General features: G+C 62.9%; 22 protein-coding genes. 8 read left to right on the top strand and 14 right to left on the bottom strand.

Features of this window, described 5'->3' with window-relative positions; translation table 11 throughout:
- Positions 1-152 precede the first annotated feature (152 nt).
- From ACF8O8_RS20860 to ACF8O8_RS20845, 4 genes are read right to left on the bottom strand one after another with little or no spacing between them, the layout of a single operon-like run.
- A complete protein-coding gene (locus ACF8O8_RS20860; RefSeq protein WP_010953308.1) occupies positions 153-1,472 on the bottom strand; it encodes a sensor histidine kinase in 1,320 nt (439 codons plus the stop codon).
- The gene (locus ACF8O8_RS20855; RefSeq protein ID WP_010953307.1) at positions 1,469-2,137 is read right to left on the bottom strand and encodes a response regulator transcription factor; all 669 of its coding nucleotides are present in this window, start codon (positions 2,135-2,137) and stop codon (positions 1,469-1,471) included. Before ACF8O8_RS20855 ends, ACF8O8_RS20860 begins: the two co-directional genes overlap by 4 nt.
- Positions 2,138-2,452 (bottom strand): PepSY domain-containing protein, encoded by a 315-nt coding sequence (locus ACF8O8_RS20850; protein ID WP_003250344.1) that lies wholly within the window; start codon positions 2,450-2,452, stop codon positions 2,138-2,140.
- Positions 2,452-2,760 carry a PepSY domain-containing protein gene (locus ACF8O8_RS20845; protein ID WP_010953306.1) on the bottom strand — a complete coding sequence of 103 codons (309 nt, stop codon included), beginning with the start codon at positions 2,758-2,760 and terminating at the stop codon, positions 2,452-2,454. Before ACF8O8_RS20845 ends, ACF8O8_RS20850 begins: the two co-directional genes overlap by 1 nt.
- 237 nt (positions 2,761-2,997) lie before the next feature.
- Between ACF8O8_RS20845 and ACF8O8_RS20840 the strand changes: the two genes are divergently transcribed.
- Both ACF8O8_RS20840 and queD read left to right on the top strand, forming a co-directional pair.
- On the top strand, positions 2,998-4,077 hold the full coding sequence (locus tag ACF8O8_RS20840; protein ID WP_004573881.1) for a patatin-like phospholipase family protein: 1,080 nt from the start codon (positions 2,998-3,000) through the stop codon (positions 4,075-4,077).
- 53 nt (positions 4,078-4,130) lie between these two features.
- The gene (gene queD, locus ACF8O8_RS20835) at positions 4,131-4,487 is read left to right on the top strand and encodes a 6-carboxytetrahydropterin synthase QueD (protein WP_003250327.1); all 357 of its coding nucleotides are present in this window, start codon (positions 4,131-4,133) and stop codon (positions 4,485-4,487) included.
- Between the two features lie 10 nt (positions 4,488-4,497).
- On the opposite strand, the gene ACF8O8_RS20830 is transcribed toward queD, so the two are convergent.
- On the bottom strand, positions 4,498-4,980 hold the full coding sequence (locus ACF8O8_RS20830) for a DUF1289 domain-containing protein (RefSeq protein WP_162490568.1): 483 nt from the start codon (positions 4,978-4,980) through the stop codon (positions 4,498-4,500).
- 405 nt (positions 4,981-5,385) lie between these two features.
- On the opposite strand from ACF8O8_RS20830, the gene acnB reads away from it, so the two are divergent.
- The gene (gene acnB, locus ACF8O8_RS20825) at positions 5,386-7,995 is read left to right on the top strand and encodes a bifunctional aconitate hydratase 2/2-methylisocitrate dehydratase (RefSeq protein ID WP_012053050.1); all 2,610 of its coding nucleotides are present in this window, start codon (positions 5,386-5,388) and stop codon (positions 7,993-7,995) included.
- A 74-nt stretch (positions 7,996-8,069) separates the two neighbouring features.
- On the opposite strand, the gene prpD is transcribed toward acnB, so the two are convergent.
- From prpD to ACF8O8_RS20795, 6 genes are all read right to left on the bottom strand, one after another.
- Positions 8,070-9,554 carry a 2-methylcitrate dehydratase gene (gene prpD / locus ACF8O8_RS20820; RefSeq protein ID WP_392510362.1) on the bottom strand — a complete coding sequence of 495 codons (1,485 nt, stop codon included), beginning with the start codon at positions 9,552-9,554 and terminating at the stop codon, positions 8,070-8,072.
- Positions 9,555-9,720: 166 nt separating this feature from the next.
- Positions 9,721-10,911, bottom strand: a complete 1,191-nt coding sequence (gene prpF, locus ACF8O8_RS20815; protein ID WP_104962135.1) for a 2-methylaconitate cis-trans isomerase PrpF — start codon at positions 10,909-10,911, stop codon at positions 9,721-9,723.
- 65 nt (positions 10,912-10,976) lie between these two features.
- On the bottom strand, positions 10,977-13,565 hold the full coding sequence (acnD, locus tag ACF8O8_RS20810; RefSeq protein WP_010953299.1) for a Fe/S-dependent 2-methylisocitrate dehydratase AcnD: 2,589 nt from the start codon (positions 13,563-13,565) through the stop codon (positions 10,977-10,979).
- A gap of 162 nt (positions 13,566-13,727) precedes the next feature.
- On the bottom strand, positions 13,728-14,855 hold the full coding sequence (prpC, locus tag ACF8O8_RS20805; protein WP_003250313.1) for a 2-methylcitrate synthase: 1,128 nt from the start codon (positions 14,853-14,855) through the stop codon (positions 13,728-13,730).
- A gap of 60 nt (positions 14,856-14,915) precedes the next feature.
- Positions 14,916-15,806, bottom strand: a complete 891-nt coding sequence (gene prpB / locus ACF8O8_RS20800) for a methylisocitrate lyase (protein WP_392510361.1) — start codon at positions 15,804-15,806, stop codon at positions 14,916-14,918.
- Positions 15,803-16,519, bottom strand: a complete 717-nt coding sequence (locus tag ACF8O8_RS20795; RefSeq protein ID WP_003250308.1) for a GntR family transcriptional regulator — start codon at positions 16,517-16,519, stop codon at positions 15,803-15,805. The genes prpB and ACF8O8_RS20795 overlap by 4 nt, the downstream gene beginning before the upstream one ends.
- A 306-nt stretch (positions 16,520-16,825) precedes the next feature.
- Here ACF8O8_RS20795 and ACF8O8_RS20790 point away from each other — a divergent pair, with 306 nt between their 5' ends.
- The 5 genes from ACF8O8_RS20790 to ACF8O8_RS20770 all read left to right on the top strand — a co-directional run bounded on the left by ACF8O8_RS20790 (position 16,826) and on the right by ACF8O8_RS20770 (position 22,247).
- The gene (locus ACF8O8_RS20790; protein ID WP_010953297.1) at positions 16,826-17,362 is read left to right on the top strand and encodes an ATP-dependent zinc protease; all 537 of its coding nucleotides are present in this window, start codon (positions 16,826-16,828) and stop codon (positions 17,360-17,362) included.
- A gap of 5 nt (positions 17,363-17,367) precedes the next feature.
- The gene (locus tag ACF8O8_RS20785; protein WP_180689594.1) at positions 17,368-18,903 is read left to right on the top strand and encodes an inactive transglutaminase family protein; all 1,536 of its coding nucleotides are present in this window, start codon (positions 17,368-17,370) and stop codon (positions 18,901-18,903) included.
- Positions 18,903-19,883, top strand: a complete 981-nt coding sequence (locus ACF8O8_RS20780) for an alpha-L-glutamate ligase-like protein (protein ID WP_010953295.1) — start codon at positions 18,903-18,905, stop codon at positions 19,881-19,883. Before ACF8O8_RS20785 ends, ACF8O8_RS20780 begins: the two co-directional genes overlap by 1 nt.
- 208 nt (positions 19,884-20,091) lie before the next feature.
- Complete coding sequence (gene pabB / locus ACF8O8_RS20775) at positions 20,092-21,432, top strand: aminodeoxychorismate synthase component I (RefSeq protein ID WP_010953294.1); 1,341 nt, start codon at positions 20,092-20,094, stop codon at positions 21,430-21,432.
- Between the two features lie 80 nt (positions 21,433-21,512).
- Positions 21,513-22,247: a phosphoadenylyl-sulfate reductase gene (locus ACF8O8_RS20770; RefSeq protein WP_003250299.1), complete on the top strand. Its 735-nt coding sequence runs from the start codon at positions 21,513-21,515 to the stop codon at positions 22,245-22,247.
- Between the two features lie 169 nt (positions 22,248-22,416).
- Here the strand turns inward: ACF8O8_RS20770 and cysB are convergent, their stop codons facing one another.
- The 3 genes from cysB to ACF8O8_RS20755 all read right to left on the bottom strand — a co-directional run bounded on the left by cysB (position 22,417) and on the right by ACF8O8_RS20755 (position 25,089).
- A complete protein-coding gene (gene cysB / locus ACF8O8_RS20765; RefSeq protein ID WP_392510360.1) occupies positions 22,417-23,391 on the bottom strand; it encodes an HTH-type transcriptional regulator CysB in 975 nt (324 codons plus the stop codon).
- 128 nt (positions 23,392-23,519) lie between these two features.
- On the bottom strand, positions 23,520-24,017 hold the full coding sequence (locus ACF8O8_RS20760) for a universal stress protein (RefSeq protein WP_003250295.1): 498 nt from the start codon (positions 24,015-24,017) through the stop codon (positions 23,520-23,522).
- Positions 24,018-24,141: 124 nt separating this feature from the next.
- Positions 24,142-25,089, bottom strand: coding sequence for a putative 2-dehydropantoate 2-reductase (locus ACF8O8_RS20755; RefSeq protein WP_350297629.1), 948 nt, complete (start codon positions 25,087-25,089; stop codon positions 24,142-24,144).
- Positions 25,090-25,280 lie beyond the last annotated feature (191 nt).

Here is a 25,280-nt window from a genome sequence, read left to right as displayed (position 1 = left end):
GTGGGGGGATTTTGCCGGGAGGGGGAAATTTGGGCTAATTCAAAAAACTGCGGCTGTACTGCAATTTTTTTGCAGTACTGATAGGGCCAAAGGGTATTGCGTACCTGTGGGAGCGGCCTTGTGTCGCGATGGGCCGCACAGCGGCCCCGGCATCAACGAGCCTTGCGCGGCAGGTCGATGCTCACCCGCAACCCGCCCAGCGGGCTCTCCAGCAAGGCCAGTCGCCCGCCCCATGCGTCGACGATATCGCGCACGATGCCCAACCCCAGCCCATGCCCAGCCACCTGCTCGTCCAGCCGTGAACCTCGCTCCAGCACCTGCTGCCGCTGGTCTTGCGCAATACCCGGGCCATCGTCATCGACCCACAGCCGGTAGCCCTCGGCGTTCGACGCGATACCCACGCGCACCTCGCTGTCAGCCCACTTGCAGGCGTTGTCCAGCAGATTACCCAACAGTTCCAGCACGTCCTCGCGGTCCCATGGCAACAACAGCCCGGGCGACACATCACTTGCCAGCAGCAGGCCCTCGCCATGAATCATGCCCAAGGTGCCGAGCAACCCCGGCAGTTCGGCATCACAATCGAACTGCGCACCCGGCAGCGCATCCCCTGCCAAACGTGCACGGTTCAGCTCGCGCGCCAGGCGCTCCTGAATCTGCTGCAACTGCTCACGCATTTGCGCGCGCACCTCCGGCAGACCCTGCAGGCGGTCACTGGAAGCCAGGCTCAGCAACACCGCCAGCGGCGTCTTCAGCGCATGGCCGAGGTTACCGAGGGCATTGCGTGAGCGGCGCAGGCTGTCTTCGGTATGGCTAAGCAAGTGGTTGATCTGCCCCACCAGCGGTACCAACTCGCTGGGCACCTCGGCATCCAGCTGCGAGCGCTGCCCCTGCTGCAGCTGGGCGATCTGCTGGCGCGCCCGCTCCAGCGGCCGCAGCGAGCGGGTAACCGTGATGCGCTGCAACACCAGAATCAGGATCAGCGCCACCAGGCCCATGCCCAGGCCGATCTGCTGCAAGCGTCGGAAACCTTCGCGCACCGGTGAATAGTCCTGAGCCACACTGATCGAGATGTCCTGGCCCAGGCGCCGGTAGTCGGCACGCAGGGCCAGCAGTTGCTGGCCTTCCGGGCCGAGTTCATGGCTATCGGAAAGCCCGGGCGCTGCGGGCTTGGGCATGTCCAGGTCCCACAGCGAACGAGACCTCCAGGTACCCTGGTCGAAATCGATGCGGAAGTAGTAACCGGAAAACGGCCGCTGATAGGCAGCCGAGATGCGCCGCTCATCCAACTGCAGGCCGGAGGGCCCGCGCACCAATGCCACCAGAAGGTTCTCGCTTTCGTTGCGCAGGCCGTTTTCCAGATAACGTTGCAGGCCGGCCTCGAACAGCCACAAGGTCAGTTGCGCCAGCACCACGCCGACCACCACCAGTACCGCCACCAGGCCCAGGCTCAGGCGCGCCTGGATCGACTTCACTCGCCGCTCCCGGCATAGATGTAGCCTTGCCCGCGACGGGTTTCGATCACACTGCGGCCCAGCTTGCGGCGCAAATGGTTGACGTGGACCTCCAGCACGTTCGAGTCGCGCTCGGTTTCACCGTCGTAGAGGTGCTCGGCCAGGTGGCTTTTGGACAGGATCTGCTGCGGGTGCAGCATGAAGTAGCGCAGCAGGCGGAACTCGGCGGCGGTCAGTTGCACATCCACCCCGTCGCGGCTCACGCACTGACGGCTTTCGTCAAGGTGCAGGCCGGCCGCTTCCAGCTTCGGCTGATTGGCCAGGCCCCGGGCGCGGCGCAGCAACGCCTGGATGCGCAGTTGCAGCTCTTCGGGATGGAACGGCTTGCTCAGGTAATCGTCAGCCCCGGCCTTCAGCCCTTCGATGCGCTCGGCCCAGGAGCCGCGGGCCGTGAGAATCAATACCGGTGTGGCCAGGCCGGCGGCACGCCACTGGGCCAGCACATCCAGGCCGGGCAAGCCAGGCAGGCCGAGGTCCAGGATGATCAGGTCGTAAGGCTCGCTTTGCCCCTGGTAAACCGCGTCACGGCCATCAGCCAGCCAGTCCACGGCATAACCCTGGCGCTGCAGGCCGGCGGTCAGTTCATCGGCCAACGGTACGTTGTCCTCGACAAGCAACAGGCGCATTCAGTCATCTTCCTCGTCTTTGAGCAGGGCGCCGGTGCTGGCATCGAGCTTGATCTCGCGCACCACACCTTCAGTCGTCAGCAACTCGACTTCATATTCGTAGCGATCATCGTCTTCTTCCAGCTCGGCTTCCAGCAGACGCGCCCCGGGGTGACGCCCCAGGGCGGTCTCGAGCAGCTGTTCGAGCGGCAGGATGATGCCCTTCTGACGGAGCTTCAGGGCTTCATCCTGGTCCAGGTCGCGAGCAACAGCCAGGGAGCAGACGGCAAGCAGCGAGAGCGCCAGGTAACGTGCCGTCCGGGATACATGGATCATCAGCTGTCTCGTTCGTCCTTGAGCACCTCACCGGTCTTGGCATCCATGTCGACGTCCCATTCGACGTTCTGCGTATCACGCAGCTCGACCTTGTAGATGTAGCGGCCGTACTCGTCTTCAAGTTCCGAGTCAGTGACGGTGGCGCCTGGGTGCTTGGCCACGGCAGCGGCCTTGAGCTCGTCCAGCGACTTGATGGTCTTGGCGTTGACCAGTTTGACCACTTCGTCAGGCTGAACGTCCTTGGCGAAGGCGGCATTGGCACCCAGGGCGAGGGCAGCGGCGGTGATCAGGGCAGTCATGGTTTTCATCGTTCTTCTCTCCTGAGAACTGTGCAAGTTGTCTACGGGGTTAAGATTAACCAGCGGTCCTTAATTCAACCTGAAAACAGCTGGCGGCATGATAGCGCAGTTACGCCGCCAACCCGACTCGGCCCAGTGCAAGGTGCGGCCTTGTGCTGCGAAAGGGCCAATACAGCCACCTACAGGTGTGTTATCTGTAATGGCCCCACGCAGCACAAGGCTGCTCCTATGCCCAAGAGACCCGCCATGAGCGCCATCCACATCAAATACCCCGCCCTCACCTTCAAGGCCGGCCAGCGTGCCTTGCGACACATCCGCGAGCGTGGCCTGCAGGCGGCCGATGTCGGGGTATTGCCGGGCGCGGCGGGTGGGCCGAAGCCGCTGGGCATCCAGGGCCTGGACCTGGCGCTGTTCGGCGAGTGGCTACCCTCGGCACCCCGTCAGCGTGCCCTGATCGGCGCATCGATCGGTGCCTGGCGCTTCGCCAGCGCCTGCCTCGACGACCCGGTCGCCGGCATCCGTCGCCTGGGCGAGCTATACACCGAGCAGGATTTCGCCAAGGGCGTCACCCCGGCCGAAATCAGCCGCAGCTGCCAACGCATGCTCGATGACCTGCTGGAGGGCCGCGACGGCCAGCTGCTGGCCAACCCGCACTACCGCCTGAACATCCTGGTGGTGAAAAGCCATGGCCAGCTCGCTCACGACCATCGCGGCCGCCTGGGGCTGGGGCTGGGCTCGGTGGTTGCCAGTAACCTTTTGGGCCGTTCGCGCCTGGCCCGTCACTTCGAGCGCATCATTCTGCACGATGGGCGCGCCGCGCCTCCGCTCGACACGCTGACCGACTTCCCCTCACGCTACCTGCCGCTGGACTTGACCAACCTGCGCCACGCCCTGCTCGCTTCCGGGTCGATACCGATGGTCATGCAGGGCGTGAAAGACATCCCCGGTGCCGGTGCCGGCACCTACCGCGACGGCGGCCTGCTCGACTATCACCTCGACCTGCCCTATCGCGGCGACGACCTGGTGCTGTACCCGCACTTCACCGACAAGGTCGTACCCGGCTGGTTCGACAAGGCCCTGCCCTGGCGCAAGGGCGATGCCACCCGCCTGCAAAACGTGCTGCTGATGACGCCTTCGCCGCAATACCTGGCCGCCCTGCCCTACGGCAAACTGCCCGACCGCAACGACTTCAAGCGCTTCATGGGCGATGCGCCAGGGCGCAAGCGCTATTGGTACAAAGCCATTGCCGAAAGCCAGCGCCTGGGGGATGAACTTCTGGAACTGACCGCCACCGGGCGGCTGCATGAACGCCTGCAAGCCTTGTAGCGGCCATGCTGGTAGACTGCGCGCATTATTGATTCACACAGAGTTATGACAGCGTGGAAATTTTCAAGGAATTCACATTCGAATCGGCCCACCGCCTGCCCCACGTCCCTGAAGGGCACAAATGCGGCCGTTTGCATGGCCACTCGTTCAAGGTCGGCCTGCACCTGACCGGCCCGCTCGACCCGCACACGGGCTGGATCCGCGACTTCGCCGAGGTCAAGGCGATCTTCAAGCCGATCTATGATCAGCTGGACCACAACTACCTGAACGACATCCCCGGGCTGGAAAACCCCACCAGCGAAGTGATCGCCAAGTGGATCTGGGACCAGGTCAAGCCGCTGATGCCGGAGCTGTCCAAGGTTCGCATCCACGAAACCTGCACCAGCGGTTGCGAATACACCGGCGACTGATTCGCCCGGCTCACTGGCCCTGCGCGCTGCCCATGGCATCGCGCAGGAAGCTGGGGGCGATATAGCGCTGGTAGTGCGCCTCTGAAAGCAGGAAGAACTCGCGATCGATCGCATCGCGCAATTGGGGCAGTTCCCAGTCACGGAACTCCGGCAGCAACACCATGCCATAGGCCTCCAGGTCACGGATCATCCGCGCCCCGCGGGCAATCAGCTGGTAAGCCCAGCAATACGCCGACTGCTGCTCGACAAAGCGGATGGAGCGCTGCTCCAGTTGCTGGCGCAGCAGGCCTTTGTCGAACACCTCAAGCTTGGCCATCATCACCTGCACCAGCAGTTGCTCAAGGCGCAACCACACGGCGCGCTTCTGCGTGTCGTCGTAGCCGTTCCAGTTGATCACTTCGTGGTGAAAACGCTTGCAGCCACGGCACACCGTGTCTCCGTACACCGTGGAGCACAGGCCGACGCAAGGGGTTTTGATGGACTTGTTGGACATGAAAAACAACAGCTTGGCGATGGAACACAGGCCCATGTTAGCCCTTTGTCTAACCAGGGTCACTCGTTAAAGTCATGAACACCGCCTTACCTTCAGGCTTTTTTTACCGTAGAATCACCCGGCCTTTTCAAAGGCAACAATGTCCGTTGGAAGCTGTTTTCAAAGCGTCACGAGCACAGTTGATCCGGTAGAACGGCGTTGGCCCGGGCCATGCATCCCTCGCATGCCCGCGCCAGCCCTCATCAGTCCCCGTTCTGCAGGCGTAAAACTTTGAAAGCAGCTTCTGTAAGGATTCCTTGCGACCCTGGTTGGGCGGCCCACAAAGCCGCGGCAGCGCATGGGTGCATTGAATGCTGGATAAGCGTCCCGGACCCCCTTTAGGGACCACTGATGAGGGAAATAACTGTGCTTGAAGCCTACCGCAAACACATCGAAGAGCGCGCCGCCCTGGGTATCGTTCCCCAGCCGCTGAACGCCGAACAAACTGCAGGCCTGGTCGAGCTGCTGAAAAACCCGCCGGCCGGCGAAGAAGCCTTCCTCGTAGACCTGATCACCAACCGCGTACCGCCAGGGGTCGACGAAGCTGCCTACGTCAAGGCCGCTTTCCTCTCCGCCGTCGCCAAGGGCGAAGCCAAGTCGCCACTGATCGACCGCAAGCACGCCACCGAACTGCTGGGCACCATGCAGGGCGGCTACAACATCGAAACGCTGGTCGCACTGCTGGATGACGCCGAACTGGGCGCCGTCGCGGCCGAACAGCTCAAGCACACCCTGCTGATGTTCGATGCCTTCCACGACGTGGCCGAAAAAGCCAAGGCCGGCAACACGCACGCCAAGGCCGTCCTGGAATCCTGGGCTGCCGGCGAGTGGTTCACCTCGCGTCCGGCCATCGCCGACAAGTACACCCTGACCGTGTTCAAGGTGCCTGGCGAAACCAACACCGACGACCTGTCGCCTGCCCCGGACGCCTGGTCGCGCCCTGACATTCCGCTGCACGCCCTGGCCATGCTGAAAATGGCCCGCGACGGCATCGAACCGCAGCAGCCTGGTTCGGTCGGCCCGCTGGCCCAGATCGAAGCCGTCAAGGCCAAGGGCTTCCCGGTTGCCTATGTCGGCGACGTGGTCGGTACCGGTTCCTCGCGTAAATCCGCTACCAACTCGGTACTGTGGTTCTTCGGCGACGACATTCCTTACGTGCCGAACAAGCGCGCCGGTGGCTTCTGCTTCGGCACCAAGATCGCCCCGATCTTCTACAACACCATGGAAGACGCCGGCGCCCTGCCGATCGAATTCGACTGCACCAACCTGGGCATGGGCGACGTCATCGACGTTTACCCATACAAAGGTGAAGTACGCCGTCACGACAGCGACGAGCTGGTCACCACCTTCGAGCTGAAAACCGAAGTGCTGCTGGACGAAGTCCGCGCTGGCGGCCGTATCCCGCTGATCGTCGGCCGCGGCCTGACCGAAAAAGCCCGTGCCGAGCTGGGCCTGGGTGCTTCCGACCTGTTCAAGAAACCAGAGCAGCCTGCCGATTCCGGCAAGGGCTTCACCCTGGCGCAGAAAATGGTCGGCCGTGCCTGTGGCCTGCCAGAAGGCCAGGGCGTGCGCCCAGGCGCCTACTGCGAGCCAAAAATGACCACCGTCGGCTCCCAGGACACCACGGGCCCGATGACGCGCGACGAGCTGAAAGACCTGGCATGCCTGGGCTTCTCTGCTGACCTGGTCATGCAGTCGTTCTGCCACACCGCGGCCTATCCGAAGCCGATCGACGTCACCACCCACCACACCCTGCCAGACTTCATCCGAACCCGTGGCGGCGTGTCGCTGCGCCCAGGCGACGGCATCATCCACAGCTGGCTGAACCGCATGCTGATGCCTGACACCGTAGGTACCGGTGGCGACTCGCACACCCGCTTCCCGATCGGCATCTCGTTCCCAGCCGGTTCCGGCCTGGTGGCCTTCGCTGCCGCCACCGGCGTCATGCCACTGGACATGCCAGAATCGATCCTGGTGCGCTTCAAGGGCAAACTGCAGCCAGGCATCACCCTGCGTGACCTGGTGCATGCCATCCCTTACTACGCCATCCAGAAGGGCCTGCTGACCGTCGAGAAGAAAGGCAAGAAAAACGCCTTCTCCGGCCGCATCCTGGAAATCGAAGGCCTGGACGAACTGACCGTCGAGCAAGCCTTCGAGCTGTCCGACGCCTCGGCCGAGCGTTCCGCTGCCGGTTGCACCATCAAGCTGCCGGAGAAGGCCATCGCCGAGTACCTGCAGTCCAACATCACCCTGCTGCGCTGGATGATCGGCGAAGGCTACGGCGATGCCCGCACCCTGGAGCGCCGTGCCCAGGCCATGGAAGCCTGGCTGGCCAAGCCTGAGCTGCTGTCGGCCGACGCCGATGCCGAATACGCCGAAATCATCGAAATCGACCTGGCCGACGTCAAAGAGCCTGTGCTCTGCGCGCCGAACGACCCGGACGATGCCCGCCTGCTGTCCTCGGTACAAGGCGAGAAGATCGACGAAGTGTTCATCGGTTCGTGCATGACCAACATCGGTCACTTCCGCGCTGCCGGCAAGCTGCTGGAGAAGGTCAAGGGTGGCATTCCGACCCGTCTGTGGCTGGCTCCGCCAACCAAGATGGACGCTCACCAGCTGACCGAAGAAGGCTACTACGGCATCTACGGCAAGGCCGGTGCACGTATGGAAATGCCAGGCTGCTCGCTGTGCATGGGCAACCAGGCACGCGTGCAGACCGGTTCGACCGTGGTCTCCACCTCGACCCGTAACTTCCCGAACCGTCTGGGCGACGCGACCAACGTGTACCTGGCATCGGCCGAGCTGGCCGCTGTCGCTTCGATCATCGGCAAACTGCCGACCGTCGAAGAGTACATGCAGTACGCGAAAGACATCGACAGCATGGCTGCCGACGTTTACCGCTACCTGAGCTTCGACCAGATCGCCGAGTTCCGCGAAGCGGCAGCCAACGCCAAGATCCCGGTGGTTCAGGCGTAAGCTGAGTTACAGGTTGTAAACAAAGCCCCGGCAGCGATGCCGGGGCTTTGTTGTTTGGGCCTGTGCCGGCCGCTTCATATCACAAACAAGTCCACGAACCTGTGCACAGCCGTGCCTTCCAGCTTCTGCTGGTCCTTGCACAGTTCGAAAACCTGCTGACACCGCTGCCGGGCAAAGCGGGTCGCCAGGTTGGCCCTGAACTTGGCCTCCAGCAACGGTATCCCCTCCCCGCGCCGCCGACGATGCCCGATCGGGTACTCCACCACCACTTGCTCGGTGCTGCTGCCATCCTTGAAGAACACCTGCAGCGCGTTGGCGATCGAACGCTTGTCCGGCTCCAGGTACTCGCGACTGAAGCGCGGGTCTTCCACCACCTCCATCTTCTCGCGCAGGCGGTCGATACTGGGGTGGTTGGCATGGAAGGCGTCCTCATAATGCTCCGCCACCAGATGACCAAAGATCAGCGGCACGGCCACCATGTACTGCAGACAGTGGTCACGGTCGGCGGCATTGGCCAGTGGGCCGCTCTTGGAGATGATGCGGATCGCTGATTCCTGGGTGGTGATGACGATGCGGTCGACTTCATGCAGACGGTTACGCACAAGTGGATGCAGGGTTACTGCTGCCTCACAGGCGGTCTGGGCGTGGAACTCGGCAGGGAAACTGACCTTGAACAGCACGTTCTCCATCACATAGCTGCCCAACGCCTGGGGCAGGCGCAGCTCGTACTGCCCAGCGGGCTTGAGCGCCAGGTCTTTGTTGGTATGGCTGAACGAAACATCGTAGAACCCCCACTGCGACGCCGTGAGCACGCCCGGCACGCCCATTTCCCCACGCAAGGCGATGTCGGCCAGGCGCACACCTCGGCTGGAGGCGTCACCCGCAGCCCAGGACTTGCGCGAACCGGCGTTGGGCGCATGGCGATAGGTACGAAGGGCCTGGCCGTCGACGAAGGCGTGGGACAAGGCCGAGAGCATCTGCTCACGATTGGCCCCCATCAGCCTGGCGCACACGGCGGTCGACGCGACCTTCACCAGAATCACGTGATCGAGGCCGACACGGTTGAAGGCGTTTTCCAGCGCCAGCACGCCCTGAATCTCATGCGCCATGACCATGGCCTCGAGCACATCACGCATCAGCAGTGGCTTTTCACCCGCGGCAACCCGTTTCTGTGACAGGTGGTCAGCCACTGCCAGGATGCCGCCAAGGTTGTCCGAGGGATGAGCCCATTCGGCGGCCAGCCAGGTGTCGTTGTAGTCCAGCCAGCGCACCGTGCAGCCAATGTCCCAGGCAGCCTTGACCGGGTCGAGGCGATAGGAGGTGCCGGGGACGCGAGCACCATTGGGGACCAGCGTGCCTTCCACCTGGGGGCCAAGGAGCTTGGTGCACTCAGGGAAGCGCAAGGCGAGAAGGCCGCAACCGAGGGTGTCCATCAGGCAGTTGCGCGCGGTGTCCAGGGCCTCGCGGGAATCGACCCGGTAGCCGAGGGCGTAATCGGCCAGGGTTTGTAGCACCCGGTCGTAATCCGGGCGATCGTTGAGGTCTACGTTGGCGCTCATATCCAGCTCCCTTCAGAATTGCCGGGGCTGCTGTGCAGCCCTTCGCGGGCTTGCCCGCTCCCACAGGGATATCACAGCATTCAAACCCTGTGATTACCTGTGGGAGCGGGCAAGCCCGCGAAGGGCCGCAAAGCGGCCCCTCTTGAAGCCGAGCGCCAGTGGTGCTTTAGAAGCTATCGCCAGGCACGCGAACCCAGCCCTCCATCAGCACGCGAGCACTACGGCTCATGATTGCCTTGGTTACCGTCCACTCACCATTCACCTGGCGTGCTTCGGCCCCGACCCGCAGGGTGCCCGAAGGATGACCGAAACGCACAGCGCTGCGCTCGCCTCCGCCAGCGGCGAGGTTGACCAGCGTGCCCGGAATGGCCGCCGCAGTGCCAATTGCCACCGCAGCCGTACCCATCATGGCATGGTGCAGCTTGCCCATCGACAAGGCCCGCACCAGCAGGTCGATCTCACCGGCCGGCACCGCCTTGCCACTGGAGGCAGTGTAGGTGCTCGGCGGCGCGACGAACGCCACTTTCGGCGTGTGCTGACGCCCGGCAGCCTGGTCGACGTTGTCGATAAGCCCCATGCGCACGGCGCCATAGGCGCGAATGGTCTCGAAGCGCAGCAGCGCCTGCGGATCGCCGTTGATGGCGTCCTGCAGTTCGGTACCGGTGTAGCCGATATCGGCAGCATTGACAAAAATGGTCGGGATACCGGCATTGATCAAGGTCGCCTTGAACGTACCGACCCCCGGCACTTCCAGGTCATCGACCAGATTGCCGGTGGGGAACATGGCACCGCCACCGCCGTCTTCATCGGCTGCAGGGTCAAGAAACTCCAGCTGCACCTCGGCCGCCGGGAAGGTGACCCCGTCCAGCTCGAAGTCGCCGGTTTCCTGCACTTCACCTTCAGTGATCGGGACGTGGGCGATGATGGTCTTGCCGATATTTGCCTGCCAGATACGCACGGTGGCGATACCGTTGCGCGGAATACGCGCCGGGTCGACCAGGCCACTGCTGATGGCAAACGAACCGACCGCAGCGGACAGGTTGCCGCAGTTGCCGCTCCAGTCGACGAAGGCCTTGTCGATGCTGACCTGGCCGAACAGGTAGTCGACATCGTGCTCGGGCTTGATGCTTTGCGACAGGATCACGGTCTTGCTGGTGCTCGACGTGGCGCCGCCCATGCCGTCGATCTGCTTGCCGTAAGGGTCGGGGCTGCCGATTACCCGCAGCAGCAGCGCATCGCGGGCGGGACCTGGAATTTGCGCCTGCTCGGGCAGGTCTTGCAGGCGGAAGAACACGCCTTTGCTGGTGCCGCCGCGGATGTAGGTGGCGGGGATTTTGATCTGGGGTACATGTGCCATTTTCTTGGGCATCCTGATAGTCCGGTGAAATACCCTGGGGCCGCTTTGCGGCCCCCGATTCATGCTCAGGCGGTCGCTTCGAGGAAGTCCTGGGCAAAGCGCTGCAGCACCCCGCCCGCTTCGTAGATCGACACTTCCTCGGCGGTGTCCAGACGGCAGGTCACCGGTACTTCCAGGCACTCGCCATTGGCACGGGTAACCACCAGGGTCAGGGTCGCCCGTGGCGTACGCGCACCCAGCACGTCATAGGTTTCGCTGCCATCCAGGCCCAGGGTCTTGCGGTCGGTGCCCGGCTTGAACTCCAGCGGCAGCACGCCCATGCCTACCAGGTTGGTGCGGTGAATACGCTCGAAGCCTTCGGCCACGATCGCCTCGACACCGGCCAGACGCACGCCCTTGGCCGCCCAGTCACGGGACGAACCCTGACCGTAGTCGGCACCGGCGACAATGATCAGCGGCTGCTTGCGCTGCATGTAGGTCTCGATCGCCTCCCACATGCGGGTAACCTTGCCTTCCGGCTCGATACGCGCCAGCGAGCCCTGTTTCACGCTGCCATCGTCGTTGCGCACCATTTCGTTGAACAGCTTGGGGTTGGCGAAGGTGGCGCGCTGGGCCGTCAGGTGGTCACCCCGGTGAGTGGCGTAGGAGTTGAAGTCTTCTTCCGGCAGGCCCATTTTCGCCAGGTACTCACCCGCAGCGCTGTCGAGCATGATGGCGTTGGACGGCGACAGGTGGTCGGTGGTGATGTTGTCCGGCAGCACCGCCAGGGGACGCATGCCGCGCAGGGTGCGCTCGCCGGCCAGGGCACCTTCCCAGTAGGGAGGGCGGCGGATGTAGGTGCTCATCGGGCGCCAATCATACAGCGGCGCAACTTTCGGCCCGCGGTCTTCCTCGATGGCGAACATCGGGATGTAGACCTTGCGGAACTGCTCCGGCTTGACCGCTGCACGCACCACCGCATCGATTTCTTCGTCGCTGGGCCAGATGTCCTTGAGGCGGATTTCCTTGCCATCGACCACGCCCAGCACATCCTTCTCGATGTCGAAACGAATGGTACCGGCAATGGCATACGCCACCACCAGCGGTGGCGAGGCCAGGAAGGCCTGCTTGGCGTACGGGTGGATACGCCCGTCGAAGTTGCGGTTACCCGACAACACGGCAGTGGCGTACAGGTCGCGGTCGATGATTTCTTGCTGGATCACCGGGTCCAGGGCGCCGGACATACCGTTGCAGGTGGTGCAGGCAAAGGCGACGATGCCAAAGCCAAGTTGCTCCAACTCCTTCTCCAGCCCTGCTTCCTCCAGGTACAGCTGCACGGCCTTGGAGCCGGGAGCCAGCGACGACTTGACCCACGGCTTGCGGGTCAGGCCCAGCTTGTTGGCATTGCGCGCAATCAGGCCTGCGGCAATCACGTTGCGCGGGTTGCTGGTGTTGGTGCAACTGGTGATGGCAGCGATGATCACCGCGCCGTCCGGCATCTGCCCCGGCACCTCTTCCCAGCTGCCGGCGATGCCTTTGGCCGCCAGGTCGCTGGTGGCGACGCGGGCATGCGGGTTGGACGGGCCGGCCATGTTGCGTACCACGCTCGACAGGTCGAAGCTCAGGGTACGCTCGTAGACCGCGCCGCCCAGGCTGTCAGCCCACAGGCCGGTGGCCTTGGCGTAGGTTTCCACAAGCTTGACCTGCTGCTCTTCACGGCCGGTCAGGCGCAGGTAGTCGATGGTCTGCTGGTCGATGGCGAACATCGCCGCCGTGGCGCCGTATTCCGGGGCCATGTTGGAAATGGTGGCGCGGTCGCCCAAGGTCAGGGCGCGGGCACCCTCGCCATGGAACTCCAGGTAAGCGCCGACCACTTTCTGCTTGCGCAGGAATTCGGTCAAGGCCAGTACCAGGTCGGTGGCAGTGATGTTCGGGGCCAGCTTGCCAGTCAGCTCGACGCCGACGATTTCCGGCAGACGCATCCAGGAGGCGCGGCCGAGCATCACGTTTTCGGCTTCCAGGCCGCCTACGCCGATGGCGATCACACCCAGTGCATCGACATGCGGCGTGTGGCTGTCGGTGCCGACGCAGGTGTCCGGGTAGGCGACACCGCGGTCGCTGTGGACCACCGGTGACATCTTCTCCAGGTTGATCTGGTGCATGATGCCGTTGCCCGGCTGGATCACGTCGACGTTCTTGAACGCCTTCTTGGTCCAGTTGATGAAGTGGAAGCGGTCTTCGTTGCGGCGATCTTCGATGGCGCGGTTCTTTTCGAAGGCCTGCGGGTCGAAACCACCGCACTCGACGGCCAGCGAGTGGTCGACGATCAGTTGCACCGGCACCACCGGGTTGACCTGGGCCGGGTCGCCGCCTTTGTCGGCAATGGCGTCACGCAGGCCGGCAAGGTCGACCAGCGCAGTCTGGCCAAGGATGTCATGGCACACCACGCGGGCCGGGAACCACGGGAAGTCGAGGTCGCGCTTGCGCTCGATCAGCTGGCTCAGCGAGGCGTCGAGCGTAGCAGGGTCGCAGCGGCGCACCAGGTTCTCGGCGAGCACGCGGGACGTGTATGGCAAGCCGTCGTAGGCGCCGGGCTTGATCGCCTCGACCGCCGCGCGGGCGTCGAAGTAGTCCAGGTCGGTGCCTGGCAGGTGCTTGCGGTATGCAGTGTTCATCATGGAATCAGGCTCGGTCACAGGATTCGGAAGGTTTCACCGTACCTGTGGGAGCGGGCGTGCCCGCGAATGCGTCAGCAGGTGCACAGTGGTTACAAGGCCGGGTGCATTCGCGGGCACGCCCGCTCCCTCAAGGGAAACGGGTTGCCTCTCTATAGCTATTCAGCGCTGCTCGATCGGCACGAACTGGCGCTGTTCGACGCCGACATACTCGGCGCTCGGGCGGATGATGCGGTTGTTGGCGCGCTGCTCGAAGACGTGCGCCGCCCAGCCGGTCAGCCGCGAGCAGACGAAGATCGGGGTGAACAGCTTGGTCGGAATGCCCATGAAGTGGTACGCCGAGGCATGGTAGAAGTCGGCGTTGGGGAACAGGCGCTTCTGCTCCCACATGGTCTTGTCGATGGCTTCGGACACCGGGTACAGCACCTTGTCACCCACTTCGTCAGCCAGCTGCTTCGACCAGCCCTTGATCACCTCGTTGCGCGGGTCGGACTCTTTGTAGATGGCATGGCCAAAGCCCATGATCTTGTCTTTGCGCTCGAGCATGCGCAGCAGTTCGGCGGTGGCTTCCTGCGGGCTCTGGAAGCGTTCGATCAGTTCCATCGCAGCCTCATTGGCACCGCCGTGCAGCGGGCCACGCAGCGAGCCGATGGCTGCGGTAACGCAGGAGTACAAGTCAGACAGGGTCGAGGCGCAGACGCGGGCAGTGAAGGTCGAGGCGTTGAATTCGTGTTCAGCGTAGAGAATCAGCGACACGTTCATGACCTTGACGTGCAGCTCGCTCGGCTTCTTGCCGTGCAGCAGGTGCAGGAAGTGGCCACCCAAGGTGTCTTCATCAGTGGTGCAGTCGATGCGTACGCCATGGTGGGTGAAGCGGTACCAGTAGCACATCACGGCCGGGAACAGCGCCAGCAGGCGGTCGGTTTTGTCGCGCTGGGCTTCGAAGGTCAGTTCTGGTTCGAGGGTGCCCAGTACCGAGCAACCGGTGCGCATGACGTCCATCGGGTGGGCATCGCGCGGGATGCGCTCAAGCACTTCCTTCAAGGCTTGCGGCAGGTCACGCAGGCCCTTGAGCTTGCGCTTGTAGTCGGCCAGTTCGGCCTGGGTTGGCAGCTCGCCGTACAGCAGCAGGTAGGCGACTTCTTCGAACTCGGCACCGGCGGCCAGGTCACGCACATCATAACCACGGTAGGTCAGCCCGGCACCGGCCTGGCCCACGGTCGACAGTGCAGTCTGGCCGGCCACCTGGCCACGCAGGCCTGCGCCACTGAGTACTTTTGCTTCGGCCATGGTGTTTCTCCTTTCTTGAATTTGTTATGGATGCTTTCTGGCTAATTCGGGCGCTAGCGCTTAGCCCTTCTTCTGGGCAAACAGTGCATCGAGGCTCTGCTCGAAGGCGTGATAACCAATGGCATCGTAAAGCTCCATGCGGGTCTGCATGGTGTCGATCACATTCTTTTGCGTGCCGTCACGGCGCAGCGCGGTATACACGTTCTCGGCTGCTTTGTTCATGGCGCGGAACGCCGACAGCGGGTACAGCACCAACGACACGTCGACCGAGGCCAGCTCTTCGGTTGTGTACAGCGGCGTGGCACCGAACTCGGTGATGTTGGCCAGGATCGGTGCCTTCACCCGATCAGCGAAAGTCTTGTACATCTGCAGTTCGGTGATGGCTTCCGGGAAGATCATGTCGGCGCCAGCTTCGACACACGCCTGGGCACGGTCCAGGGCGGCGTTCAGGCCTTCGACGGCCAGCGCATCGGTACGCGCCATGATCACGAAGCCGTCATCGCTGCGGGCGTCGACGGCAGCTTTGATACGGTCGACCATTTCCTGCTGGCTGACAATTTCCTTGTTGGGGCGGTGGCCACAACGCTTGGCGCCAACCTGGTCCTCGATATGGATGGCGGCAGCGCCGAACTTGCTCATCGAGCGCACGGTACGGGCAACGTTGAAAGCCGAAGCGCCGAAGCCGGTGTCGACATCCACCAGCAGCGGCAGGTCGCACACGTCGGTGATGCGACGCACGTCGGTGAGCACGTCGTCCAGGCCAGTGATGCCCAGGTCTGGCAGGCCCAGGGAGCCGGCAGCCACGCCGCCACCTGACAGGTAGATGGCCTTGAAGCCGGCGCGCTTGGCCAGCAGGGCATGGTTGGCGTTGATGGCGCCAACCACCTGCAGCGGATGCTCAGCGGCAACGGCGTCACGGAAACGCTGACCGGGGGTGCTCTTGACTGTCATTTCTCACCTCGTGTGCTGTTGTTGTGGGCGTCCAGGTAGTGACGCTCGATATTGCGCTTGGACGCGCCGATGTGGCGGCGCATCAGGAGTTCGGCCAGTTCGCCGTCACGGTCGGCGATGGCATCAAGAATGCGATGGTGTTCGGCAAAGGCCTGGCGTGGCCGGTTAGGCGTGGCAGAGAACTGGATACGGTACATGCGCACCAGCTGGTACAGCTCGCCGCAGAGCATCTTGACCAGGGTCTGGTTGCCGCTACCCTGAATAATCCGGTAATGGAAGTCGTAGTCGCCTTCCTGCTGGTAGTAGCCCAGGCCGGCCTGGAACGCGGCATCGCGCTCATGGGTGTCGAGCACCCGGCGCAGTTCGTCGATGTCGGCCTGGCTCATGCGTTCGGCGGCCAGGCGACAGGCCATGCCTTCCAGCGACTCGCGGATTTCGTACAGCTCGATCAGCTCGGCGTGGTTGAGCGATACCACCCGCGCGCCCACATGCGGCACGCGCACCAGCAGGCGCTGGCCTTCAAGGCGGTGGATAGCCTCGCGTAGCGGCCCGCGGCTGATGCCATAGGTGCGCGCCAACTCCGGCTCGGAAATCTTGCTGCCGGGGGCGATATCACCCTTGACAATGGCCGCCTGGATGCGTCGGAAGACGTTTTCGGAGAGGGTTTCCGTTTCGTCTGTCAGCACCGGGCCGGGGGTGGAAAGGTCCTGCATATTGTCGACACCTTTTAAAACTCTTCGTCAGAAACTAGCGAAATGAGACCTGCAAGTCAAAGACAAAATGAACATTGTCGACAATCGTCTAATCGCGAACTATCACCACTTCAATGCTGTCAGATCGCGCACCGCTGGCGTCAAGACGTCGGCGTGATAGAATGCCGCGCCTCCGATGGGGTATGGATAGCCTGTCTGTCATGCATTCGTGCCTGTTGACAGATAAACGAGGAAGCTTGCGCAGTAATTGCCAGTCACCTTGACCTGAACCTTGCCTAGAACCTTGCAATGCACCGCGCCAGGAATATGAGACTTACACCCGTTTTATTGCTGCTATGCCTCACCCTGCTGCCGGCCCTTGGCCAGGCTGCGGGCAAGACCGTGTATGGTCTCAACGAATACGCACATCTGGGCGACCTGGACCTGGAAGTGGCCGCCAAGCTCGACACCGGTGCCAAGACCGCGTCGCTCAGCGCCCGCGACATCAAGAGGTTCAAGCGCAATGGCGAAAGCTGGGTACGCTTCTACCTCGCCATCGATGCGGCCCATTCGCACCCGATCGAACGCCCACTGGCACGCGTCAGCAAGATCAAGCGCCGGGCCGGCGACTATGATGCCGAATCGGGCAAGGCCTACACGGCCCGCCCGGTCATCGAACTCGAAATCTGCATGGGCCAGACCAGGCGCACCATCGAAGTCAACCTCACCGACCGCAGCGCGTTCCAGTTCCCGCTGCTGATCGGTTCCGAGGCACTCAAACACTTCGACGCACTGGTTGACCCAAGCCTTAAATATGCGGCCGGCAAACCTGCCTGTGCCACCGACGCTCCCAAAGCAGAGTAATCCCGATGCGCTCTCTCACCCTCCATCTGAAAGTCCTGATCACCGTGCTGGTGCTATTGGGCGTGGCGGTCACGGCTTATCAGATCTTCGTGCTCGGCATCCCGGTGACCGAGGATGAAACCGACGACCTGTGGAACATCGACGCCAAGGTCGAGTTCGTGGCCAGCAGCAAGGACCCGGTCAAGGTGCAGATGTTCGTGCCACCGCTGAACCGCGACTACGTCAGCCTCAACGAGAGCTTCATCTCCAACAACTACGGGGTCAGCATCAACCGTGCCGACGGCAACCGCAAGGTTACCTGGTCGGCACGTCGCGCCAGTGGCAACCAGACCCTCTACTACCGCCTGGTACTGACCAAGCGCTACAGCAACGAGAAGACCAAGATCAAAGGCCCGACCTTCCGTGACAGCCTGGCCGTCGAAGGCCCCGAGAAGATCGCCGCTGAAGCGCTGATGGCGCCTATACGCCAGCACTCGGCCGACGTCGAGACCTTTGTCAGCGAGACCATCAAGCGGGTCAACAACCTCAACGACGACAACGTCAAGCTGCTGCTGGCTGGCGACACTTCGGCGATGAAGAAGGCCCAGGTCATCGACCTGCTGCTGTCGATCGCCCACGTGCCGATGGAAAAGGTGCACACCATCCGCCTGCTGGCCGACACCCCGCAAACCCCGGAGCTGTGGCTGCGCAGCTTCAACGGCGACGACTGGCTGTACTTCAACCCGGACACCGGTGAGCAAGGCCTGCCGAGCGACCGCCTGCTGTGGTGGACCGGTGACGACAACCTGATCACCGTCGATGGCGGCAAGAAGGCCACCGTCACCTTCAGCATGAACAACAGCGAGATGAACGCCATCCGCCTGGCCAAGCTGACCGACGAGAACACCGACGCCGACTTCCTCGAATACTCGCTGTACGGCCTGCCACTGCAAACCCAGCAAACCTTCATGATCATGGTCATGATCCCGATCGGCGTGCTGGTGATCCTGGTGCTGCGCAACCTGATCGGCATCCAGACCCTGGGCACATTCACCCCGGTGCTGATCGCCCTGGCGTTCCGCGAAACCCAGCTGGGCTTCGGTATCATGCTGTTCACGGTGATCACAGCACTGGGCCTGTCGCTGCGCTCGTACCTGGAACACCTCAAGCTGCAGATGCTGCCACGCCTGTCGGTGGTATTGACCTTCGTCGTGGTGCTGATTGCCGCCATCAGCCTGTTCAGCCACAAGCTGGGCCTTGAACGCGGGCTGTCGGTAGCGCTGTTCCCGATGGTGATCCTGACCATGACCATCGAACGCCTGTCGATCACCTGGGAGGAGCGTGGTGGCGGCCATGCCATGAAAGTGGCCATCGGCACCCTGTTCGCCGCCTCCCTGGCACACCTGCTGATGATGGTGCCGGAGCTGGTGTACTTCGTGTTCACCTTCCCGGCGGTGCTGCTGATCCTGGTGGGCTTCATGCTGGCGATGGGCCGTTATCGCGGCTACCGCCTGACCGAGCTCGTGCGCTTCAAAGCCTTCCTGAACAAGGCAGACACCTGATGTTTGGCCTCATCAAGACGTGGAAAGCCCTGGAGGCCCGGGGCATCATGGGGATCAACCGGCGTAACGCGGACTATGTGCTGAAGTACAACAAGCGCAACCTGTACCCGATCGTCGACGACAAGATCATCACCAAGGAGCGCGCACTGGCGGCCGGCATCCATGTGCCGGAAATGTACGGCATCATCGAGACCGAAAAAGAGATCGAGAAGCTCGACCAGATCATCGGCGGTCGCAGCGATTTCGTCATCAAGCCGGCGCAAGGCGCCGGCGGTGACGGCATCCTGGTAATCGCCGACCGCTTCGAGGATCGCTACCGCACAGTGTCGGGCAAGATCATCAGCCATGAGGAAATCGAGCACCAGATTTCCAGCATCCTCACTGGGCTGTACTCCCTCGGCGGGCACCGCGACCGCGCGCTGATCGAGTACCGCGTGACCCCGGACCAGATATTCAAGAGCATCAGCTACGAAGGTGTACCGGACATCCGCATCATCGTGCTGATGGGCTACCCGGTGATGGCCATGCTGCGCCTGCCGACTCGCCAGTCCGGCGGCAAGGCCAACCTGCACCAGGGCGCCATCGGTGTGGGTGTCGACCTGGCCACCGGCGTGACCCTGCGCGGCACCTGGCTGAACAACATCATCAGCAAGCACCCGGACACCACCAACGCGGTGGACGGCGTACAACTGCCGAACTGGGACGGTTTCATGAAGCTGGCCGCTGGCTGCTATGAACTGTGCGGCCTGGGCTATATCGGCGTGGACATGGTGCTTGACCAGGACAAGGGCCCGCTGATTCTGGAGCTCAACGCCCGCCCGGGGCTGAACATCCAGATTGCCAACGACTGCGGCCTGACTCAGCGCACCCATGCCATCGAGGCGCACATCGAAGCACTGGCCAAGGAGGGTGTGACCGAAGACGCCGAGCAGCGGGTACGGGTAGCACAGGGTCTGTTCGGGCATGTGCCCAACCGCTGAAATACAGGGGCTGCCTTGCAGCCCATTCGCAGCACAAGGTTGCTCTTGCAAGCACTGCAGTTGATTCAAGCGCTTCGCTCGACCTGCAGGAACTGCCTTGTGCTGCGTATTGGCCAAACACAATGTTGAATGTCGTACCCAGCGCTAGGCGCTTTTCCTGCACAGGTCTACAATCGCCCTCCTCGCTTTTACATCGCCGTCCATACTGATGCCGACCTGCACGCTACACCCCCTGCCCTACCAGCCCGACCCTGCCGCCTATTTCGCCCACCTGCGCCAGGCCCCCGGTGCGATCCTGCTCGACAGCGCTCGCCCCGGCGCCGAACGCGGGCGTTTCGACCTGCTCAGCGCCTGGCCGCTGCAACAACTGCAGGCGCAGCCCGATGAAGATGGCCGCGTCTTCCTCCAGCGCCTGCGCGCTGGCCTGGCACAACTGGGCCACGCCGACTTGCCCAACGGTGTAGAGTTGCCCTTCGCCGGGGGCCTGATCGGCTACCTGAGCTACGACTTCGGCCGCCGCCTGGAACACCTGCCAAGCCTGGCCGTGGACGACCTGGGCCTGCCAGACGCACAACTGGGCCTGTATGCCTGGGCACTGGTCAGCGATCACTTGCTCGGCACCAGCCAGCTGGTGTTCCACCCTAGCCTGGCCGGCGACGAGCGCGAACGCCTGATCAGCCTGTTCCAGGACACCAGCGCCACCACCGGCGACTTCCGGCTGCTCGCGCCGATGGCCGGCGACCTGGAGCCGGAGCAATACAAAACCGCTTTCGACCAGGTACAACGCTACATCCAGGCCGGTGACTGCTACCAGATCAACCTCACCCAACGCTTTCGCGCACCCTGCCAAGGCGATCCATGGCGGGCCTACCAGGCCCTGCGCCAGGCCTGCCCGACCCCCTTCTCCGGCTACCAGCAACTGGCCGACGGCAGTACCCTGCTGAGCTTTTCGCCCGAGCGCTTCATCCGCGTCAGCCAGGGCCAGGTGGAAACCCGGCCGATCAAGGGCACCCGCCCACGCGCCAGTGACCCGGCGCAAGACCAGCGTAATGCCCAGGAGCTGCTGCACAGCCCGAAGGACCGCTCGGAAAACCTGATGATCGTCGACCTGCTGCGCAACGACCTGGGGCGCACGTGCGAGATTGGCTCAGTGAAGGTACCGGAACTGTTCAGCCTGGAGAGTTACCCCAACGTGCACCATCTGGTCAGCAGCATCACCGGCCAGCTGGCCAGCGACAAGGATGCGCTGGACCTGATCGGCGACAGCTTCCCTGGCGGCTCGATCACCGGCGCACCGAAGATCCGCGCCATGCAGATCATCGACGAACTGGAGCCCGCGCGCCGCGCGCTGTACTGCGGCTCGCTGCTGTATGTGGATGTGCGCGGCGAAATGGACAGTTCGATCGCCATTCGCAGCTTGCTGATCAAAGATGGCCAGGTCAGTTGCTGGGGCGGCGGCGCGGTGGTAGCCGACTCGCAGTGGCAGGCCGAGTATGAAGAGTCGATCGCCAAAGTGCGGGTGCTGATGCAGACCCTGCAGGGCTTGTGAGCCCATCTAGACCACGATTTTTTTGTTACCATCCCCCTACTACGAGCGCACAGCGCCACAGCCAAGATGGAAACCGCCTGATGAGCCAACCCTTCGACGTCGCCGCCCTGGCCGCGACCTATGCCAACAAGTCCCCGCAGGACATCCTCAAGCTTGCCTTCGAGCACTTCGGTGATGACCTGTGGATCTCCTTCAGCGGCGCCGAGGATGTGGTGCTGGTCGACATGGCCTGGAAGCTGAACAAGCAGGTAAAGGTATTCAGCCTCGACACTGGGCGCCTGCACCCGGAGACCTACCGGTTCATCGACCAGGTACGCGAACAGTACAACCTGCCCATCGAGATCCTCAGCCCCGACCGCGCCAAGCTCGACCCGTTCGTCAAGGAAAAGGGCCTGTTCAGCTTCTACAAGGACGGCCATGGCGAGTGCTGCGGCATTCGCAAGATCGAGCCGCTGCGACGCAAGCTGGCCACCGTCAGCGCCTGGGCCACCGGCCAGCGCCGCGACCAAAGCCCGGGCACCCGCAGCCAGGTGGCGGCACTGGAAATCGACAGCGCCTTTTCCACGCCTGAGCGCACGCTGTACAAGTTCAACCCACTGGCGCAGATGAGCAGTGAAGAGGTATGGGGTTATATCCGCATGCTCGAGCTGCCGTACAACAGCCTGCACGAGCGTGGCTTCATCAGCATTGGCTGCGAGCCATGCACCCGCCCGGTGCTGCCAAACCAGCATGAGCGTGAAGGGCGCTGGTGGTGGGAAGAGTCGACGCAGAAGGAATGCGGGTTGCATGCGGGCAACCTGATCAGCAAGGCTTGAGATAGCTAGGGCGGCCTGTAGGAGCGGGTTTACCCGCGAAGAAGACACCGCGGTGGATGGCACGGGCTTCGCCCGTGTTCGCGGGCAAGCCCGCTCCCACAGGGATCGCGCCAGCTTTTAGACATTGAGCAAGGGCCGTTACTCCCACAGCGGCCCCATCACCCCCGAATCAGTGCACCGGCAGTTCGACGCCTTCGAACAATTCTTCCAGCTCTTGCTTGTTATGGCACTGAATGGCCTTGGCCATCACTTCACGGCTCAGGTGCGGGGCAAACTTCTCGATGAAGTCGCACATGAAGCCGCGCAGGAAGGTGCCACGACGGAAGCCGATCTTGGTGATGCTGGCTTCAAACAGCTCACTGGCATCCAGCGCCACCAAGTCACTGTCGAGCTTGGCGTCCACAGCCATGCCGGCAACGATACCCACGCCCAACCCCAGGCGCACATACGTCTTGATCACGTCGGCGTCAGCCGCGGTGAAGACCACTTTTGGCGTGAGGCCACGGTGATTGAAAGCTTCATCCAGCTTTGAGCGCCCGGTGAAACCGAACACGTAGGTGACGATCGGGTACTCGGCGACGGCTTCCAGGGTCAGTTTCGGCAGCTTGGCCAGCGGGTGCCCCTGCGGCACCACAACGCAACGGTTCCACTTGTAGCACGGCATCATGATCAGGTCGCCGAACAGCTCCAGCGCCTCGGTGGCGATGGCGAAATCGACCGTACCGTCCGCAGCCATCTCGGCAATCTGCATGGGCGAACCCTGATGCATGTGCAGGGACACCTCCGGATACTGCTTGATGAAGCTGCTGATAACCGGCGGCAACGCATAGCGCGCCTGGGTGTGGGTGGTGGCGATGGACAGCGTGCCCTTCTTCTCGTTGGAGAACTCCTGGGCAATCTGCTTGATGCTCTCGACCTTGCGCAGGATTTCGCCTGCGGTATTGATGATGCGCTCACCGGCCGGGGTAACGCGGGTCAGATGCTTGCCGCTGCGGGCAAAGACTTCAACACCCAATTCGTCTTCGAGCAGGCGGATCTGCTTGCTGATACCTGGCTGGGAGGTATACAGGCTCTGCGCCGTCGCGGAGACGTTGAGGTCATGGTGCGCCACTTCCCAGATGTAGCGCAGTTGTTGAAGCTTCATAGGTTTCCCTCGGTTCAGCGGTGAGTCCGCGGCAGCAGGCAGCGACGATATATAACTATATTAGTGGTTCTGGAAATAAATCTAGAACTATTTTGTTACATGCCCGCGGAAATGGACTGCACCTATCTTCACGTTTTCCTACGCCCCAGATGCTGCGCCAAGGGCACCATGTACACCGGCACCGGCGACAGCTGCAGCAGCCGCACCGCCGTGCGCCCCAGCGGTACATCCACCCCGGCACCGGCACTGTGGCTACCAAATATCAACAGGTCGACGCTTAGCCGCTGGGCCTGGTCGAGAATCACCTGCGCCGGGTCGCCCTGCCGCACACGCACGGCCTTGATCACCGCCAGGTCAGCCTCTTCGCCCAACTCGTCGCGAAAGTTTTCCAGTACACGCTGCTCTATGTTCGCCATCACCGTGTTCACCCCCTGGCTGTGCAATTGATCGAGCGTCTGCTCATCGAGGTAGCTTTGCAGGAGGGATTCGGCGAACTGGCCCATCGGCTCGACCGCGTGGATCACATACAACTCGGCACCGAACGTGCGCGCCAGGGCCAGCGCATGTTGCATCACGAAAGGGGCGTAGACACCGAGGTCGGTGGCGTACAGCATGGAGCGGATCATTCGACCTCCTCGACTGCCGCAGCGGCAGAGCAAGCTTCAGCTTAGCAGCGCGCCGGACGCTCGCTTTGCCGTCCGGCGCGCTGCTGCCGTGGGCTGGAGGGCCCCGCCGAAGCCTCGGCCACCCTCAGGCCGGCCGGTCGCTGCAGTCGATGAAACTCAGCGCTTGGTACAGCATTTCAGTGCGCGGCATGCTGCAGCCTGCCGCCCGTGCGCGTGCCAGCGGCTCGGCGTAAATGGCCTCCAGCTCCAACGGGCGTTTGTGGACATGGTCGTGATACATGCTCGGCCAGTAGTCGGGCATGCGCTCGGTCACCTGGAACAAGTGCTCGGCATAGCCCGCGGGCAGTACATGGCCACAGGCTGCCGCCCCCTGCACCACCTCGGCCATCAAGGCCTGTATCAGCTCGCGACTATTGCTGTCGGCCATCAGTGGCGAAGTGCTGGCCCCCAGCAGCACCGACAGCCCGTTGTAAGGCACGTTCCACACCAGCTTCTGCCAGCGCGCCAAGGCCAGGTTCGGCATGGCCTGCGAGTCGATCCCCGCAGCCTGGAACAACCCGGCGCCTTCATTCACCAGCGCGACACCGCAATCGGAGGCCGGCCCACTGTGATACCCCAGGTTGACCGCCCCCAGCGCCTGGTGGCGGATTACACCTGGAGCCTGGCGGTTGACACAGATGAAGCACAGGCCGCCGAGCAGGTGCATGTCGCTGCGCAAGGCCGGACGCAACTGCTCCTCGACACCCAGGCCGTTCTGCAACAGCACCACCTTGGCGCCGGGCGCAGCAGCCTGGACGATCAACGGTGCCAACTGCTCGTTGCTGGTGGCCTTGGCCCCGATCAGGAGCCAGTCACAGGGCGGCATGTCAGCGGCACTGACGTAAGCCTGCACCCGCATGTGCAGTGCGCCATGCACGGCACTGTCCAGGCTCAGCCCGCGCTCACAAACGGCCTGGTACTCGCTGCGCAACAGAAAATGCACATCGAAACCGGCCCGGGCCAGCATCAACCCATAAAAGCCGCCGATGGCGCCACTGCCGATGATGCCGATGCGAGGGGGGTGCGAATGCATGCCAATCTCCAGGTAAAGGGTCAGCACTCTTTTTACACAGGTTACGTCGCGCTGGGCAGCCCATTAGCGCGCAACACCCTCGCTCAGGTAAAAACCCCACAATGACTGGGTTCAGCCCATTGTCGTGCCATCTGTAACGCGCTAAGGTTCGGCTCCCCGCTGCGATTATTCTTGCTGCTGGGCCGCACGGG

The organism is Pseudomonas sp. TYF_14, from assembly GCF_043105275.1.
Classification (GTDB): Bacteria; Pseudomonadota; Gammaproteobacteria; order Pseudomonadales; family Pseudomonadaceae; genus Aquipseudomonas; species Aquipseudomonas alloputida.
The sequence above is the reverse complement of the archived record's forward strand: the minus strand, read 5'-3'. Positions and strand labels throughout refer to the sequence as shown.